Genomic DNA, 15,881 nt, shown 5'->3' on the forward strand with positions numbered 1-15,881 from the left:
AACCCCTGTTAATGAGAGGTGAGCAAACTGTGATTGCAAGTCCCTCAAGTAGGAATCTGTTCACGAGAGGTAAGCAAACTGTAATTGCGAGTCCCTCAAATGGGAATCTGTAAAGGAGAGGTGATCAAACTGTAATTGCAAGTCCCTCAAGAGGGAATCTGTAAAGGAGAGGTGATCAAACTGTAATTGCGAGTCTCTCAAGAGGGAATCTGTAAAGGAGAGGTGATCAAACTGTGATTGCAAGTCCCTCAAGAGGAAATCTGTAAAGGAGAGGTGAGCAAACTGTGATTGCAAGTCTCTCAAGTGGAACCCCTGTTAATGAGAGGTGAGCAAACTGTGATTGCAAGTCCCTCAAGTGGAACCCCTGTTAATGAGAGGTGAGCAAACTGTGATTGCAAGTCCCTCAAGTAGGAATCTGTTCACGAGAGGTAAGCAAACTGTAATTGCGAGTCCCTCAAGAGGAAATCTGTAAAGGAGAGGTGAGCAAACTGTGATTGCAAGTCTCTCAAGTGGAACCCCTGTTAATGAGAGGTGATCAAACTGTGATTGCAAGTCCCTCAAGTAGGAATCTGTTCACGAGAGGTAAGCAAACTGTAATTGCGAGTCCCTCAAACGGTAATCCGTTAATGAGAGGTAAGCAAACCGGAATTGCGAGTCTCTCAAGAGGGAATCTGTTCACGAGAGGTTAACAAACTGATTTGCGAGTAACTCAAACAGAAATTTCCCAACGAGAGGATAGCAAAATGAAATTGCGAATCACTCAAACCAAAACCCCTCAATGAAAGCTGAGCAAACTGGATTTGCACGTCACTTAAAGGAAAACCACTCACGAAAGCCGAACAAACGGAATTTACCATCATTTATAAGAAAATCAAACCAATTGGTCTAGGGATGAGAGACGCAGTGAGCAAAATATAGCTACACACTTAATTCCTTTCGATATCTAAGTACTAAATAAAAAAGACAGTGCATTATCGACTGTCTTTACTTCCTCAAACTCACATCAGTAAGGATTTCATTCCATATTTGTTTATCATAATGATGGTTAACGGGTATTTTAACGAAGCAGATTCGTTCATGTGGCCATTCCTCATCAATGAGTGGTCGTTCTAATGGTACATTTACTTGTTGGATGATAATGAGGTTGAAGGGGCCGCGGGTAATTTTGGAGAGAGTCGTTTGCAATTCAATAATGTCTTCGTATTTTGCAATTTCCCATTCATATCGGATGAATAAGGTTTTTTTGCTAGTTTGTATTTTTGTGAGAAAGTTTTGAATGCGTTTGTTGAGTTTTTGTTTGAATGCTGGGTACTGATCTGTCCACTGTTGGTTGGCAATCATAGGGAAATCGTGGACAGAATCAATTTGATATAGACGGTCATGAACAAAATGAGCCCTTGCAGGAGTGGTTCCTCCTTCTTCATAAATGACTTGTCCTTCATGGACGAAATGTGCGGTAATATTCTTTTCCTCCATGTGATCTTTTTCCATGTAATTTTTAAACTTGTTTTTAAGTAGCTGATTGACCATGTTAAGATGTGGCGACTGTATCCAATCAAAAGGGAATGAATTTTTTCTTAGATGATGCTCTTTTGTGTAGATGGCAGGACCACACCAACAGCCTAAACTTACAACGAGATCATATACGCCTTTTGTTTCTGATAGCTTCAAGTTATCACTCCTTTACTTATAATTATTTTATTGATAAAGGAGAGGAAATGATTGGACAAACAGTTAAAAGCAGTAGAAAAGGCTCCTCCTTTTTTAAAAAAGAAGAAGCCCTACTTTTATAATATTTCCGTTAAGATCTCTTTGTTCTCTGTATCCCAAATCATGAGCCCAAGTTCTTCATCTACATTGATGATGCGAATGGAGACGGGCACATGGTCGCCTGCTATAGAATTAATTTTCGTACCGCAAAAGTTAAGAATGCTCGTTAACTCGGCCTTTGAAATACCTGGTGCATAGATTTTTAATTCTATATTCGTTAAATTATCATGCTCATAATTAATATCGCCGTTTAATCTCAAATCTAAATTTGTAAAGTAGGTAAGAAGGTCATCTGATAGATAATTGAGACTATCATGGAGACTTTTATCCACTTCATTTAATTCATCTGAAGGATAGACATATTGGTCTTTTTCAACCTCTTCCCAGCTGCCGATACCTTGTTTGCCTTTATCAATATAAGTATGAGCAAGAAATTGGCCAGGTGTAATTTCATTTTGGCCTGCCTCTTCATAGATAGATAAGATAATGGGTACATTAGGGACATTTTCAATCCCTCTGACGGCAGAAATAACATTTTTTGCGATGTTTTTCGCATATTTTTCGTTGTAACTCTTGTCTTTATAAACCTCATTCACTCTTACTTCACCTGTGTGAACTAATCCGGCATCATCCATTACTCGAATATGGTAGTAATCATTGATAGAAATAGCTAATGAAATCCCAACAACTTTACCTTTGTCATTTAAGTAATTTTGTTCGTGAATATGAGAGATGATTTTAGGGGTTTTTTCCTCATCTTCCAGTCGATCTTTTGTTTCTTTCATTTTAGGGTTCAGCCCATTAGGCGTATCATTAGACTCTCTAGCAAGTAATTCATTGAGCAAGTCACTATCTATGTATTGACCTGATTGATAAAGGTGGTCTTCTGGTGAAAAATATTCAGAAGTGATATCCATCAACCCTAGTTCAATCTCAGTGATATCGTAGTTATTAGAAACATTTGCTGTAATTGCACCTCGTGCCATAGCTGGCTCAAACGGTTGCTTGACTTTAAATATATTATTCTCAATTTGCGTTGGAATGACGATATCTTCGGGTTGATCTGTGGTTTCTTCCTCGTCCTTATTCATACATGCTGTTAGCGTAATAAGTAGTAATGGTGTAAGTGTAAGTAGTAGAAGCCTTCTCATGGTTAACTCCTTGTTTGTATGTTTTTGAACCAATTATCTTGCAAATAAAAGGTACCATATAATGACATTATGTACAAATGATATTTTCATAGCTTGCTTGAAAAAGGAGGATTATGAAAGGTGGAATAGAAAGGGTTAGAAAAGAAAGAAGATGGATGTGAATGATAATGAGAGCAAGCGAAAGTATTCAGTGTGTTTGGGATCAATTTAACACGTTCCCAATGGAAAATCTAACGAAAATATGGCATTACCAAAAGGGAAGTGAGAGAAAGCAAAGAGAACTATCCTTAATGAAGGAACATAGAGATCAATATGGCCTGGCGGGTAATTGTTTTGATTTAGCCATTTGGTTGTTGGATGCTTTTCGACAAGCAAAGATTCAAGCATTTCCAATCGGTCATAATCTAGGGACAGTAAATGCCCATGTAGCAGTAATTGCACTGGACGATAATGGTGGCCGCTACTTATGTGATTTGGGAGATCAATGGTTAAATCCGGTGTTAATAGATAAGAAACGAGAAAATTTTACAAGTGAGAAACTAGGCGGTTTTTTCCCAGGTGCTAAAATACAATTGATACCGAATGAATTTATGGTCGAGGTGCGCTATCATAGACCTAATGGGAAAGAGTCAAGACAAATATATGATACACGCCCGATTGATTGTGATGTTTTTCTCCAAGCAGCTGAACATTCACAAAATCTCCTTAAGCCCACTCCCTTACTCGAATGTAGAGTTCCTTATCAAACAGAAGTAGCGCACTGGGAATTTACGAATTGGATCAGCTTTTTGAGCACGAATCATGGACTAATGAAAGAAAGTCCATTAGTTGGTATCGATGAGTGGGTAATGAAAATTCATGAAAAAACGGGTTATAATAAAGAAATTCTGTTGGAGATGTTAAAGCTATATCACGCTTTTCAAAATAAATAATACGACTTGAGCCTTGGTTGTCGTGCTTTGGTTCAAATACACGCCTGTAAATAGGTTTTTTATCATCCCTCTCCTTTCGATCTTTATAAAATTAGGTTATTTTGGATTGTAGTAATTTTTATTAGTCCGTATTTTGAAATGGAAGGCGCGGTTTTTCCTCTTCATAGATGGAATAACTTAAACCTCCTTTTTCCATACTTGAACATTGCTTATCGCTGCAGTAAAATAGGTACGTTTGTTGCTCAGTTCTAACGCTGACTTCCATATAATACGGGAAGACGCCACCTTTAAACTTGTTAATATCTGATTCGATGGCAATGATTTTTTCTCTTTCTCTTAAAGCTAAGTAATCCTCACTTTCAACCGTTTTTAGTATCATTTCACTTAAAATAATAGCTTCTTCTCTTGTTGCGGCAGACCATTGTTCTAATAAGAACCATTTGCAGAAGTAATATATGTTCAGCAGTAGACTAATAGTTAATAAGAAAACTAACAGCTTGTTTTTCAATCAAGACACCTTCTTGTTTTTTAGTGTAATTTTACACTATTTATAATTTATTTACAATCGTATAATTGAAATGTTAACGGCAAATGGGGTTACCTATCTTACTGCTGGTGAAAATATTGCTAAAGGCTATACATCACCTAAAGCGGTTGTCCAAGGCTGGATGAACTCTGAAGGTCATAGAGCAAATATATTAAACGGTAATTTTACAGAAATCGGCATAAGGTTATGGAAAGTAATGATTATAATTGGGTGAAGATGTTTATAGGGAAATAAAGACTAAGAAGGCTGAACCTAACGCGGGGGGTTCAGCCTCCTTATAATATTTAAACGACATCAGTACTCGTTGTTTAATTTTCTAAATATTAAGTAATGTATTATAATTTGTTAAAATGGCTAAGTGAGATTGACATTTATTTATCGAATGAGAAGTTACATATGCTACAAGAGTTACATTTAAGAAAGATGTATTTGAGTGACGCCATTTATGTAATTGATGAGGATGAATACATTGGAGAGAGTACGCGAAAGGAAATACAATATGCAAAGAGTAAAGGTAAAGACATTCATTATTATTCATCTAGTAAAAATAAGTTAGACATGCTCCTTTAGGAAGGATGTGAGAGTCATTGTTAAGTTATTATAGTAAACTTTCTTCTGAAGTATATGATTTAGATAAATACATAGGTTCAACATTTGGAGACATTGCCTTTTACCGAGATAGATTAGCTACTTGTAAAGGCAGGATTCTTGAACCTGGAGTGGGTACGGGGAGGACGCTTATTCCCCTTTTGGAAGCTGGTTTTACAGTTGAAGGGTTTGATGTATCAGATGAGATGCTCCGTATATGTCGGCGTCATTGTGCAGAAAGAGGGCTTGAGACCAATGTATTTAGCGGGAAAATGGAGTCGTTTAGTTTACCAGCAAAATATGAAGCGATAATTATTCCAACAGGTACTTTTCTGTTGCTGCATGAGCGAGAGGACTCTATAAAGGCATTAAAGAATTTCCACCACCATCTCTCGCCAGGTGGAAAGTTGATCGTAGATATTTTTTTACAACCGGACGTTACTCTAAATCAAGCATCGACTAAGACATGGAGAACAGAAAATGGCGATATAATTACGCTGGAGAAAAAGGTGATTGAAGTCGATTATATAAAACAGTACACGGTTTCTCACCATCGTTATGAAAAGTGGAGAGATGGGCAGCTGATACAAACAGAATTGGAACATTTTCCCCTACGTTGGTACGGAGTCGAAGAGTTTAGGAACATTCTTGAGACAACAGGTTTCCACAGCATCATTATTTCAGCCGATTATGAACAAGGGCTATATCCTACTAATGCTCATCAATCGATTACATTTGAGGCAGTAGCGAAATAGAGCAAGCATGCTAAAAAAAGCCAGTGACCACACCACTGACTTTACTCACTTTATTTCTTACAGTGAAAAACAAAACTAACGGAATCATCATTCGCTTGTTTATCTTGATAATCTCCGTAACATGATTTGATTGTAAACCCGGCTCTTGTTAAAGAGCCTTCAATATCTTTGAGCGTGCGAAACCTTATTTGATGCTTTCTCCTAGTGAAGAGTTCACCGTTGTCACAATACTGAACGGTCTCATAGAAGGTGAAAACATCATCTTCCATTCCTTCATAGGAAGAAATAATGGTAAGTTTCTCTCCAGTATAGGGATGATTTGTATAGTCAGGTGTCTCATCCTCCATCCAGTTCTCCCATTCTTTTGCATGAAGGTTGCGGCAATCAAAAATAAGGGAGCCATTAGGTTGTAAAGCCTGATGGATATCAGAAAGCGTTTCTGACCAGCTTTCATCCGTTAAAAATACTTGGGCAACATTTGCTGTCATGATGACAGCATCGTATGTGTTTGCCTGCAAGAGTCGACTATCGCCTACGAGCCATTGGACATTTGTTAACCCTTTACCTTTAGCGACGTCGATCGCCTCATTATCGGGATCAATTGCTGTAATTTCATATCCCTTCGTATCTAAGTAACTCGTTAATCTCCCTGTACCACATCCTAAATCTGCTAAATGATGAGTCTGTAAATTGTTAATGATAGATAATAAAAATTTATCTCCCGGTCCCATTTTGTACATTTGGTCATATATCAAAGGTATCATCTTAGTGTCCAGTCTCCTTTGGAAGTAAATAAAGGTTTACAATTGTATATTTCAATTTCGACACTAGTAAAAGCAAACCCTTTAAAGGAAATGGCTTTATCTAATCGAATAAATGAGTGAGGTGTTTTTCTATGGCGAATCTCCCCATTTACTGTAATGGCATAGCCGTAGTTTTATTAAAAAAGTATGAGAATGATACGTTGGTCCTGCTTATGAAAAGGAATACAGAGCCTTTTCATGGCGAATGGTGCTATGTCGGTGGTGCTATTGAAGAGGATGAGAAGGCGTGGGAAGCAGCATTAAGAGAAGTGAGAGAAGAAACGGGCCTAACGGATATTCGTTTATATGTCAGCAATACATTTGAGCAGTACTATCATCCAAAAAGTGATTTTATCTATATGGCGCCGGTTTTTGTGGGCTTTGTTGGCGAAGAAGAGCAGGTGAAATTGAACGAAGAGCATAGCGATTATGCCTGGTTCACATTCAAGGAGGCACTTCAGCAAATAACTGTGCCTGGCAATGACTGCGTGCTTTCTTTTATTGAGAAGCATTTTGTAAAAGTAAAACCGTATACACAATTGGAGGTCAGGTGGTGGCTAGATGAATAAGGAATTCTATATCATGACTGAAGCCTGTCCTGCGTTGAATTTTTTTATCTATATTCAAAACATATATGGTAATCAGACGAAAAAGAGTGAGCACAGATTTCCATATATGATTAGAGAGTATGTTTTTAGTCAAAACTTTGAAGATAGCTATAAAGAGAAGTGGGCAGAAACGGTTCAGCTTGTGGCGGAGAATCGATTTAATGGAGAAAAATTATTTTATAATCATAAAAACTTCTTTTTTGAAGGCTTGTTTATGGACCATACAAGCTTTAATGAAGTTTATCAATCTTTTAAAGTATGGTGGCAGAGTCTAACGGGGGAACTGGCCGTCACAAGGACAGTAGATGAAGAGATAAGTAATATCTATCGTGATTTACCTGAGTCTTCCCCAAGGAAAACCTTGTTTGTGCAGGTTATATATGATGATTGCTTCCTAGGGGACTTGATGAGTCAACCATATTTTTGTATTGTAACGATGGAGCAATGCTTACATGGAAAAGAAAAACTACTACAATTCGTACGAAAAAGTATGAGATAAAGGAAGGTTAAAAAGAATGACTAAAAAGTTATCAGCAGAAAACCAAGAAGAGTTATTATCCATTTTAAAATTGCGTTTTGAGAAGAATTTGGAAAGACATGAAGGTATTGAATGGGAGAACGTGCAAGAAAAACTAGTTGCACAGCCGGACAAGCTGTGGTCCCTTCATGAAATGGAGAGAACAGAAGGTGAACCTGATGTGGTGGGCTATGATGAATCCACAGGCGAGTACCTCTTTTTCGATTGTTCAAAAGAAAGTCCAAAGGGGCGCCGCAGTGTTTGTTATGACAGAGAGGCACTTGAGGCAAGAAAAAAACATAAGCCAGAAACGAGCGCGATGGATTTAGCAAATGAGATGGGCATTACAATTCTTACTGAAGAACAGTATGAATCATTGCAGCAGCTAGGAAATTTTGACCTTAAAACATCTAGCTGGATACAGACCCCAGAGAATATTAGAAACCTCGGAGGTGCATTATTTTGTGACCGCCGCTATGATCATGTATTTGTCTACCATAACGGCGCCGATTCATACTACGGGGCTAGAGGTTTCCGTGGTGAATTAAGGGTTTGATTTTGTTAATGATTAATCGTTCGAGAAAAGCTGATATGACTCCAAACCCACGTTTGAAAAATGGCATCTACTCTGTTCTCTAGTTCTTCGGTTGACATCTGTTTATGTAGAGATAGTTCTTCAAGCGAAAAGATTCTATTTATACAAGAGTGAGCGAAGAAGACATCAAGAATTTTCTTGCTGATGGCAACTCGGTGTCTGTTGAAACGAAATATAAACTAGCTGTGCCTGTACTATTTTTACATTATATTTGTAAATAATATCTCATTTATTGGAGGTCAATCATGCAGGAGCTACCATCAACATATTATGCTGTGATCTTTACTTCCAAAAGGACAATTGGCGATAACGGGTATGAAAAAATGGCATTGGCCATGGAGGAGTTAGCGCAAAAGGAAGAAGGTTTCCTCGGGATCGAAAGTGCCAGAGACTCACAATTAGGAATTACAGTTTCATATTGGGCAACATTTGAGGATATTAAAAGGTGGAAAGACCATACGGCTCATAAAGTCGCACAGGAAAAAGGAAAATCGGACTGGTATGAGAACTATCAGGTGCGTATTTGCAAGGTGGAAGAGAGTTATGGTTTTGAACGATGAAGTCTACTTTAGAAGTAGGCTTTTTTATTTAGAATTGAAACTATTTACCATTTTTTTCGTATGTAAACGAAGGGGTGTTTGTTTGGTTAAGTTAAATTTACTATTTGTTTTGCTATCGTTCATTTTGTTTGTACGCTTTATGCTGTTTAATGCATTTAACCTGTGGCATTGGGCTGCGATATTTTATTCCCAACAACCGCGCTTATTATTTATTTAGTAAGTAAACGTATGGCTGGAAAAGAAGATAACTATCAACCTCCTGATAAAGACGGGTGGTCGTTTTATCATCTGCAACGAACATTGATGAATAAAAAGCCGCTTTTTAAGGGTGAGGAAAAACGCGGTTTCATTCAGCAATATTTCACGCAGAGATGGCAATATGTTGTGAGTGATATCTTTGATTTACGCTGGTATTTATCTTTGCGCATATATATAGAAGAGGATTCCTTTGATGTACGTTGGAAAAGAAGTCGGGGGTTTTCTCAACAGGAGCAATGGCTGATTTACAAAAATGGTATCGTAATTGGCAAAGCTAACACAGTAATGAATGTGAAAAATATGTCCAAGCTGAAGGAAGTGATTTTTTTTGAAATAGAAGAGGAAACCTGGGCCACAAATGCATTGACGGTTACTTCATCGATCTCGCTAATGAGAGATAACAAGAAAGAAGGCTTACTGCGGCGTAATCATTTGATAAGTAATGTACAATCGATAAATGTAACCGATGATCGATCAGAGTATATCATGTCTCTCATCCTTCACTCTTATTATTTTAAGTAAGATGCTATGAGGCAAACTCGGAACTAATCGAGAGTCCCATCAAGAAATGAGTCATGGAAAAGGTGAACTTGTGCAAATAGCACAGTTCATCAAGATAAAAGCCACCTAAAAAGAGGAATCAAAGCAAATAGAGAGAGTCATCAATATATAAGCCAGGTTAAAGGTGAAATTAAAGCAAATAGCACAGTTCATTAAGATAAAAGCCATGTAAAAAGAGAAATCAAAGCAAATAGAGAGAGTCATCAAGATAAAAGCCAGGTTAGAGAAAATCAATGCTAATAGTAATAGCAAAGTATGAACAATACGGGCAAAGAAATCGCGGCAAAATATGAGCATGCATTGTACATCATCTAGCAATCTTAAAATATCGGCTAAAAGAAAGTAACGAGGAGGGCCACATGTGAACAATCCTAAATTCAAAGAGTTTTTAAGAATAACAGAAGCGCTGAATCAAGTGAATATCATTCCTTTGTTAATGGGTTCGGTGGGGCTTGAGCTTTTGACAGGAGTGGATTGGCAAGCAAGAGATTTAGATATTCATGTGCCAGGTGATGACAGAGGGTGGGCAGTACCTCCGGATCAGAATGTTTTTGAGTGGCCAAAGATTGTTGATGTGATGGTATCGCTGGGATATCAATTAGTCGATTTGCATGAACATGAATTTATGAAAGAGGGTTTGTCGGTTGAGTTTGGAATTATTGATACGTTACCTAGCTTTGCTGGAATTCCCTTAGCAGAATTAATGCTAGAACAAGTTGAAAATAGTAAGTACTATTTATTAAATCACGAGCAATATTTAAAGGTTTATCAAGCTTCTTCTAAAGATAGTTATCGTGCTGATCAAAATAATGATAAAGATAGGGAGAAAATAACTTATTTACATAAGGGGGGAAATCATGCTAAAGAATAGCCTTTCTTTTGCGGTGATCTTCTTTTTAACGGGAACGATATGGCAATTAATAAGTAGTCAGCCCATTTCTTGGTTTGAGAATATAATGGTAAGTTTGTTGGTGTTTCTTGGGTATCTATTTTTTGAATGGACCAACATTCCTTTTGATTGGAATAAAAAAAAGCATAAGAACAGAGAAGAATGATATCTAAGACAGATATCATTCTTTTTTGTTTAAATATAAGAATTTTGATAATATACAAAAAACATTTGAAGTTAACGTTAACGTCAATTGTATACTAAGAAAAAGGAGGTGCTGATGACTGAAGACAATACGTGAAGTAGCTGCAAAATTTGATGTTTCTACAAGGACGATTCGCTATTATGAAGAGCTAGGGTTAATTAGCTCGAATCGTTCTGAAGGCAATCATCGTTTGTATACAAAAAAAGAGTGTGCCAAGTTAAAGTTGATTTTTCGTGGAAAGCGGTATGGTTTTTCATTGGAAGAAATTAAAGAAATGGTGTTGCTATTTGATTATGACAGAACGGGTATGGCCCAGTTAGAACGTACGATTACTTATGGTAATCAGCGGATCCAGCAAATTGATCAAGCCATTGAAGAACTGTTGGAAATGAAAGAAGAGTTGCTGTCTTTGAAGAAGAGCTTTAGTGAAAGGCTCGAAAAACTAGTAGAAGAGAGGGATCGTCATGAATAGTTCGCAATTAGTCGCAAGAAATGCCAGGAAGTATCCTCAAGCACAGGCAGTAATCGGTTTTGAAGGAAGTCTTACTTTTCAAGAGTTAAACGATAAAGTAAATGCGCTTTCAAACGGTTTATTGGAAAGAGGAATTGATAAAGGAGACAATGTCTGTTTGTTTATGCCTAATACATTTGAATTTATCATTACCTATTTTGCTGTGCAAAGAGTGGGTGCTGTTGTTATACCGATAAATGCCAAGTTCACATTAGATGAGGTGCAGTACATTGTCGATCATTGTGAAGCGAAAGCTATTTTCGCACATGAGATTATTTTTTCAGCAGTTGAGAGTATTGAAAAAGTACCATTGAAGATTAAAACGGGAGAGCATGCGCAGAATTGGGAAAGCTTTGAGCAGTTATTGGCCCTTTCTCCTGGAAAAGAAGTTGAGTGTAATCTAACGGAAGATGACTACAGTACCATTCTTTATACATCTGGAACGACAGGTGATCCTAAGGGTGTTCTTTTTAGCTATCGCAATATTTTAACAGTGGCGCAAATGATTGCTGTTGAAATGGAAGTAAAACCAGATAGTAAAATGCTTTTAATGATGCCTTTAACGCATTCAGCCCCTCTACATTTATTCCTCATGTCAGCAACCGTTGTCGGGGCAGCAGTTGTCATTACTCCTACCTTTACGCCAGACCTTCTTTTGAAAGCGGTTGCAACACACCGCACAACACACTTTTTTGGTGCACCGGTCGCTTATTTACTGACCGCACAACACCCAGAATTAAAAAACTACGACCTATCATCGATGAAATGGTGGGTTTACGGAGGGGCGCCGCTTGCCAAGAAACAAATTGATCTTATTGCTGAAAGATTTCACACGGATCGACTAACAAGTGTATATGGCTTAACGGAAGCAGGACCAAGTGGCGCCATCATGTTACCTGAAGAGCATGGGGAAAAGACGGGTAGCATTGGTATGCGAGCACCCCTTCATACGGAGTTAAGAATTGTTGATGAACACGGTCAAGTGATCCCGGTAGGTGAAGTTGGAGAAATTGTCTTGCGTGGAGAAGGCAACATGGTTGGTTACTACAAAAATAAGGCATTAACAAAAGAAACATTTATCGGTGACTGGTTAAAGACTGGGGATTTAGCAAGACGGGATGAAGAAGGCTATATTTGGATAGTCGATCGTAAAAAGGATGTTATTATCTCAGGTGGTGTAAATATTTATCCGAAAGAAATCGAGGACGTTATGATGAAGTATCCCACTATTCAAGAGGTTGCGATTATCGGTCTCCCACACCGTGAATGGGGAGAAACAGTAACAGCCATCTTCTCAGCAACAGAAGATGTAAATAGTGAGGAGCTCAATCGATTCCTTGTTGACCATTTAGCAAAATATAAAATCCCACGTTCCTACCATCAAGTTGACATGTTGCCAAGAAATGCGTCAGGGAAAATATTAAAAAGAGTGTTAAAAGAAGGGGTGGAGCAAGTATGAAAGTATTAAAGGAACCGGAAAAGAAGAGCGGCTATGCAACTAATTTTTTCAAAGAAGACGAGACGTTACTTCATATTTTAAAAGAAAAGCTTCCTCCTGCGTTTTTTGATTACGCAGTTGAAAAATTAACAGCGTACGGCGCGCAATGTGCTGGTCCGATTGATGAACGTGCTAAATACACTGATCGAGAAGGACAACCAGTGCTAAAACAGTATGACCGCTATGGTGAAGAAGTTTCTGAAGTGTGGGTGAATAGCGGCTACAAACAAACAGTAAAAGAATCATACGGTACGGGTATGGTGGGCTATGTGCATAAGGAAATCCCTGAGCTTGGTAGAAAAGGCAACTATATTTACAGTTATGCGCAAGGGTATCTCCTTTCTCAAACAGAGCCAGGATTTTATTGTCCAGTTACTTTATCAATGGCGACCGCCTATCTATTGGATCATTATGGAAATGAAGAAATAAAGAAACGCTTCTTACCGCATGTGTGTGCAACAAATGCTGATGAGGAATTATACGAGGGAGCGACTTTTTTAACTGAACGGCAAGGCGGGTCAGATGTAGGTGCAAATGTCGTGAGAGCAGTAAAAGAAGAGGGACAATACCGGTTGTATGGTGAGAAATACTTTGCTTCCAATGCTGGCCAATGTGGTGTAGCAATGGTGTTAGCAAGAAAGGAAGGCGCCAAAGAAGGAACGCGGGGCTTAACATTGTTCGCTGTTCCGTGGAAACAAGACAATGGCGAGCTAAACCATCTTCGCATTAGAAGATTAAAAGATAAATTGGGTGTGCGTGCTGTCCCATCTGGAGAAGTAGAATTTGATGGTAGTGTTGCCTATGTAGTCGGCGATGAATCAAAAGGTTTTTACTATATGATGGAAGCATTAAACCTTTCTCGGATATGTAATGCTGTCGCATCAAGCGGCATCATGAAGCGAGCGTATGAGGAAGCAAAGCAGTATGCCATGGCAAGGGAAGCGTTCGGTCAAAAGTTGATTGATTTGCCAATGATTCAACAAACACTTTCTCAACTTAAGGCAAAGCTTGAGGTAGAGGTCGCCGCAATTTTTGATTTAGTAGAACTATACGACAAGGTTGTAGCGGGTGAGGCAAGCGATTCGGAGGTTATTCTACACCGTCTCTATATTGCCCTTTTGAAAAAAGAATCAGCAGAAAATGCGATTCATTTTGCCCATGAAGCAATAGAGTTGCATGGAGGGAACGGTTATATAGAGGATTTTATCACCCCAAGGCTTTTACGAGATGCCCAAGTGCTAACGGTATGGGAGGGCACGGCGAACATACTCGGTCAGGAATTAATCCGTCTCGTTAATAAATTCTCTGCCGACGAACTATTTATCAATCAAACGTTTGATCGAATTGCTTTACTAGCTAAAGGTGAACAGACCGCACTCGTTGAAGTAAAGTTTGCTGAAGTGAAACAACAGCTGCAACAATTCGCTAAAGCTGAGCCCCTCGTGCAGCAACTTCAAGCGAAACCATTAATGGAAAAAATGGCTCATCTTTATGAAAGTGTCATCGCATTAGAATATGCGCAGAAATTTAAGGGTAAATATGAAGCGATTGCCGAACTCTACTTAAAGCAAACTTGGGGGAATGCTGATGGAGAAGAAACAAGGGTTTTGGAGTTAAGTAAGATCGTTATATAATCAGTTGCATCCCTAGAGTGCTAGGGGTGTTTTTTTATTTGGGTGGGGGGATGAGATCTGAATCAGGTAGGGTTGTATATCGAGGGAGGGGATTAAAGGGTTAAATAATTCGCCAGTAAGTTTGCTCAAAAGAGAATGTCCACTCAAATGGGTGGAAGGAGGGCAAGAAGTGTTGGGAAATGGGGAATAAGAACACAAGAGTAATGAAAACTACAAGGATGTGTTGTTAAATCAAAAATGCGAACATAGCAAGGCGGATAATACCAAGCCACCAGCGAAAAATTAAAATAACAGCTTGATTTAACAAAAACCTTAATGCAACTCATGCTAATGCCCTAACCCTGAATCAGACTTAAAACTAATTTTTACTTTTTGAAACTAAATGTCTCACAAAATCGTATAGAATAGTAGAGAAGAGTCTAAAAAAAATCCTGGGGGGGATGAAAGATGTCTACAGGAATGCTATCAATTATTGCAATCGCATCTATCGTTATTTGGCTTGCGGTATCGAATGAAGTTTTAAAAACGGAGAATAGTCGCTCGAAGTTGATTACTTTGATGACTGCTGGCACTTTAACAACAGTGATATTGACGATTTCACTTTTTCAAAGCGTGTCATTTAAATGGTAGGTGAAACTTCATGATATTTGAATTTGTAAAAGTCGAAGTATTAATACCAGGCGAATATATTGTGAGATTAAGAGATGAATTGAATGCAATAGGAACATTAACAGTGGGGAATTATGATCAGGTTATATCCTACTCAGAGGTAAAAGGTTACTATAGACCTTTAGAAGACGCTAATCCTTACTTAGGTCAAATTGGGAACATCTCGTTTGGGACAGAATGTAAGATGGAATTTCGTTGCCTATATAGCCGGATGGAAGAAGTGAAAACAATCATCAAACGCATTCACCCATATGAAGAGCCAGTGATCTATTTTCATCCGGTGTTCGTTTAATATAGAAGGGATTTAAACAAGGCCTGATTATAACCAACCTAGGTCTATTGATGATGGCTAGGTTGGTGAAGTTTTTACCTTGTTCATTCGAATCCACAAATTGTATCGAAAACCTCTTAGAATGAACCTCTCTCATCATTTAATCCATTTTTCCGTATATAAAGACTTATTGTGTAATATGATGAACTATAAGCTTACTTTTGAAAAGAGGCGTGCATTTGTCAAAAGTTCATCTCTCTCTTATTTTAGGAATACTTTCTATCATCACACCGTATATTGGACTTGTTATAGGTATCTTTGGAAGCATCTATGCATCAAAGTTATTGTGCAATATTAATGGACCTAAAGAAAGAAAGTTAATTTCTGCTGGAAAAGTATGCAGTGTGATTGGCATTTTCCTTCATACTATTCTGCTCATTTTATTAAGTTTTTCTCTTATTATTTTTTTCTTAACCAGTGTGTAAGCAGAAAAAATCTTTGTGGCTCCCCGCCTTTATAAAAGAATTAGACTGTGCTATTATTTAGGAGGTATATCGTC

The 15,881-nt window shown here is 38.1% G+C and carries 22 protein-coding genes; 18 read left to right on the forward strand and 4 right to left on the reverse strand.

Features of this window, described 5'->3' with window-relative positions; translation table 11 throughout:
- Nucleotides 1-984: 984 nt before the first annotated feature.
- Together U9M49_RS16935 and U9M49_RS16940 are read right to left on the reverse strand one after the other, a co-directional pair.
- Nucleotides 985-1,671 (reverse strand): DUF1796 family putative cysteine peptidase, encoded by a 687-nt coding sequence (locus U9M49_RS16935; protein ID WP_322910241.1) that lies wholly within the window; start codon nucleotides 1,669-1,671, stop codon nucleotides 985-987.
- A gap of 116 nt (nucleotides 1,672-1,787) precedes the next feature.
- Nucleotides 1,788-2,921, reverse strand: a complete 1,134-nt coding sequence (locus tag U9M49_RS16940; protein WP_322910242.1) for a CamS family sex pheromone protein — start codon at nucleotides 2,919-2,921, stop codon at nucleotides 1,788-1,790.
- A gap of 167 nt (nucleotides 2,922-3,088) precedes the next feature.
- Between U9M49_RS16940 and U9M49_RS16945 the strand changes: the two genes are divergently transcribed.
- Nucleotides 3,089-3,853, forward strand: coding sequence for a hypothetical protein (locus tag U9M49_RS16945; RefSeq protein ID WP_180317028.1), 765 nt, complete (start codon nucleotides 3,089-3,091; stop codon nucleotides 3,851-3,853).
- Nucleotides 3,854-3,974: 121 nt separating this feature from the next.
- Here U9M49_RS16945 and U9M49_RS16950 read toward each other — a convergent pair whose 3' ends face one another.
- Nucleotides 3,975-4,361, reverse strand: coding sequence for a hypothetical protein (locus U9M49_RS16950; RefSeq protein WP_180317027.1), 387 nt, complete (start codon nucleotides 4,359-4,361; stop codon nucleotides 3,975-3,977).
- Between the two features lie 70 nt (nucleotides 4,362-4,431).
- On the opposite strand from U9M49_RS16950, the gene U9M49_RS16955 reads away from it, so the two are divergent.
- The 3 genes from U9M49_RS16955 (at nucleotide 4,432) to U9M49_RS16965 (ending at nucleotide 5,743) form a co-directional block, all read left to right on the forward strand.
- On the forward strand, nucleotides 4,432-4,614 hold the full coding sequence (locus U9M49_RS16955; protein ID WP_322910243.1) for a CAP domain-containing protein: 183 nt from the start codon (nucleotides 4,432-4,434) through the stop codon (nucleotides 4,612-4,614).
- A gap of 182 nt (nucleotides 4,615-4,796) precedes the next feature.
- Nucleotides 4,797-4,970, forward strand: coding sequence for a hypothetical protein (locus tag U9M49_RS16960; protein ID WP_322910244.1), 174 nt, complete (start codon nucleotides 4,797-4,799; stop codon nucleotides 4,968-4,970).
- A 17-nt stretch (nucleotides 4,971-4,987) separates the two neighbouring features.
- Nucleotides 4,988-5,743, forward strand: coding sequence for a class I SAM-dependent methyltransferase (locus U9M49_RS16965; RefSeq protein ID WP_095371024.1), 756 nt, complete (start codon nucleotides 4,988-4,990; stop codon nucleotides 5,741-5,743).
- Nucleotides 5,744-5,793: 50 nt separating this feature from the next.
- Here U9M49_RS16965 and U9M49_RS16970 read toward each other — a convergent pair whose 3' ends face one another.
- A complete protein-coding gene (locus tag U9M49_RS16970; protein ID WP_322910245.1) occupies nucleotides 5,794-6,507 on the reverse strand; it encodes a class I SAM-dependent methyltransferase in 714 nt (237 codons plus the stop codon).
- A 131-nt stretch (nucleotides 6,508-6,638) separates the two neighbouring features.
- Between U9M49_RS16970 and U9M49_RS16975 the strand changes: the two genes are divergently transcribed.
- The 14 genes from U9M49_RS16975 (at nucleotide 6,639) to U9M49_RS17035 (ending at nucleotide 15,807) form a co-directional block, all read left to right on the forward strand.
- A complete protein-coding gene (locus U9M49_RS16975; protein WP_322910246.1) occupies nucleotides 6,639-7,115 on the forward strand; it encodes an NUDIX hydrolase in 477 nt (158 codons plus the stop codon).
- Nucleotides 7,108-7,653 (forward strand): hypothetical protein, encoded by a 546-nt coding sequence (locus U9M49_RS16980; RefSeq protein WP_307315750.1) that lies wholly within the window; start codon nucleotides 7,108-7,110, stop codon nucleotides 7,651-7,653. The genes U9M49_RS16975 and U9M49_RS16980 overlap by 8 nt, the downstream gene beginning before the upstream one ends.
- Nucleotides 7,654-7,669: 16 nt before the next feature.
- A complete protein-coding gene (locus U9M49_RS16985) occupies nucleotides 7,670-8,227 on the forward strand; it encodes a DUF4256 domain-containing protein (protein ID WP_289432618.1) in 558 nt (185 codons plus the stop codon).
- A gap of 149 nt (nucleotides 8,228-8,376) precedes the next feature.
- Nucleotides 8,377-8,487 carry an HTH domain-containing protein gene (locus U9M49_RS22710; RefSeq protein ID WP_370873339.1) on the forward strand — a complete coding sequence of 37 codons (111 nt, stop codon included), beginning with the start codon at nucleotides 8,377-8,379 and terminating at the stop codon, nucleotides 8,485-8,487.
- A gap of 24 nt (nucleotides 8,488-8,511) precedes the next feature.
- Nucleotides 8,512-8,826 carry an antibiotic biosynthesis monooxygenase gene (locus U9M49_RS16990; protein ID WP_322910247.1) on the forward strand — a complete coding sequence of 105 codons (315 nt, stop codon included), beginning with the start codon at nucleotides 8,512-8,514 and terminating at the stop codon, nucleotides 8,824-8,826.
- A gap of 228 nt (nucleotides 8,827-9,054) precedes the next feature.
- Nucleotides 9,055-9,606 (forward strand): hypothetical protein, encoded by a 552-nt coding sequence (locus U9M49_RS16995; protein ID WP_322910248.1) that lies wholly within the window; start codon nucleotides 9,055-9,057, stop codon nucleotides 9,604-9,606.
- Nucleotides 9,607-10,006: 400 nt separating this feature from the next.
- Nucleotides 10,007-10,516, forward strand: coding sequence for a phosphoribosylanthranilate isomerase (locus U9M49_RS17000; RefSeq protein ID WP_322910249.1), 510 nt, complete (start codon nucleotides 10,007-10,009; stop codon nucleotides 10,514-10,516).
- The gene (locus U9M49_RS17005; RefSeq protein WP_322910250.1) at nucleotides 10,503-10,700 is read left to right on the forward strand and encodes a hypothetical protein; all 198 of its coding nucleotides are present in this window, start codon (nucleotides 10,503-10,505) and stop codon (nucleotides 10,698-10,700) included. The genes U9M49_RS17000 and U9M49_RS17005 overlap by 14 nt, the downstream gene beginning before the upstream one ends.
- 127 nt (nucleotides 10,701-10,827) lie before the next feature.
- The gene (locus U9M49_RS17010) at nucleotides 10,828-11,211 is read left to right on the forward strand and encodes a MerR family transcriptional regulator (RefSeq protein WP_322910329.1); all 384 of its coding nucleotides are present in this window, start codon (nucleotides 10,828-10,830) and stop codon (nucleotides 11,209-11,211) included.
- Nucleotides 11,204-12,709 carry a long-chain-fatty-acid--CoA ligase gene (locus U9M49_RS17015; protein ID WP_322910251.1) on the forward strand — a complete coding sequence of 502 codons (1,506 nt, stop codon included), beginning with the start codon at nucleotides 11,204-11,206 and terminating at the stop codon, nucleotides 12,707-12,709. The genes U9M49_RS17010 and U9M49_RS17015 overlap by 8 nt, the downstream gene beginning before the upstream one ends.
- Nucleotides 12,706-14,382, forward strand: coding sequence for an acyl-CoA dehydrogenase family protein (locus U9M49_RS17020; RefSeq protein WP_322910252.1), 1,677 nt, complete (start codon nucleotides 12,706-12,708; stop codon nucleotides 14,380-14,382). Before U9M49_RS17015 ends, U9M49_RS17020 begins: the two co-directional genes overlap by 4 nt.
- Before the next feature lie 447 nt (nucleotides 14,383-14,829).
- Nucleotides 14,830-15,012 carry a hypothetical protein gene (locus U9M49_RS17025; RefSeq protein ID WP_095371010.1) on the forward strand — a complete coding sequence of 61 codons (183 nt, stop codon included), beginning with the start codon at nucleotides 14,830-14,832 and terminating at the stop codon, nucleotides 15,010-15,012.
- Nucleotides 15,013-15,022: 10 nt separating this feature from the next.
- On the forward strand, nucleotides 15,023-15,343 hold the full coding sequence (locus tag U9M49_RS17030; RefSeq protein WP_095371009.1) for a cytochrome C biogenesis protein: 321 nt from the start codon (nucleotides 15,023-15,025) through the stop codon (nucleotides 15,341-15,343).
- 218 nt (nucleotides 15,344-15,561) lie between these two features.
- Nucleotides 15,562-15,807: a hypothetical protein gene (locus U9M49_RS17035; protein WP_095371008.1), complete on the forward strand. Its 246-nt coding sequence runs from the start codon at nucleotides 15,562-15,564 to the stop codon at nucleotides 15,805-15,807.
- Nucleotides 15,808-15,881 lie beyond the last annotated feature (74 nt).

This window comes from Cytobacillus sp. OWB-43 (assembly GCF_034651445.1).
Lineage (GTDB): Bacteria > Bacillota > Bacilli > Bacillales > Cytobacillaceae > Cytobacillus > Cytobacillus kochii.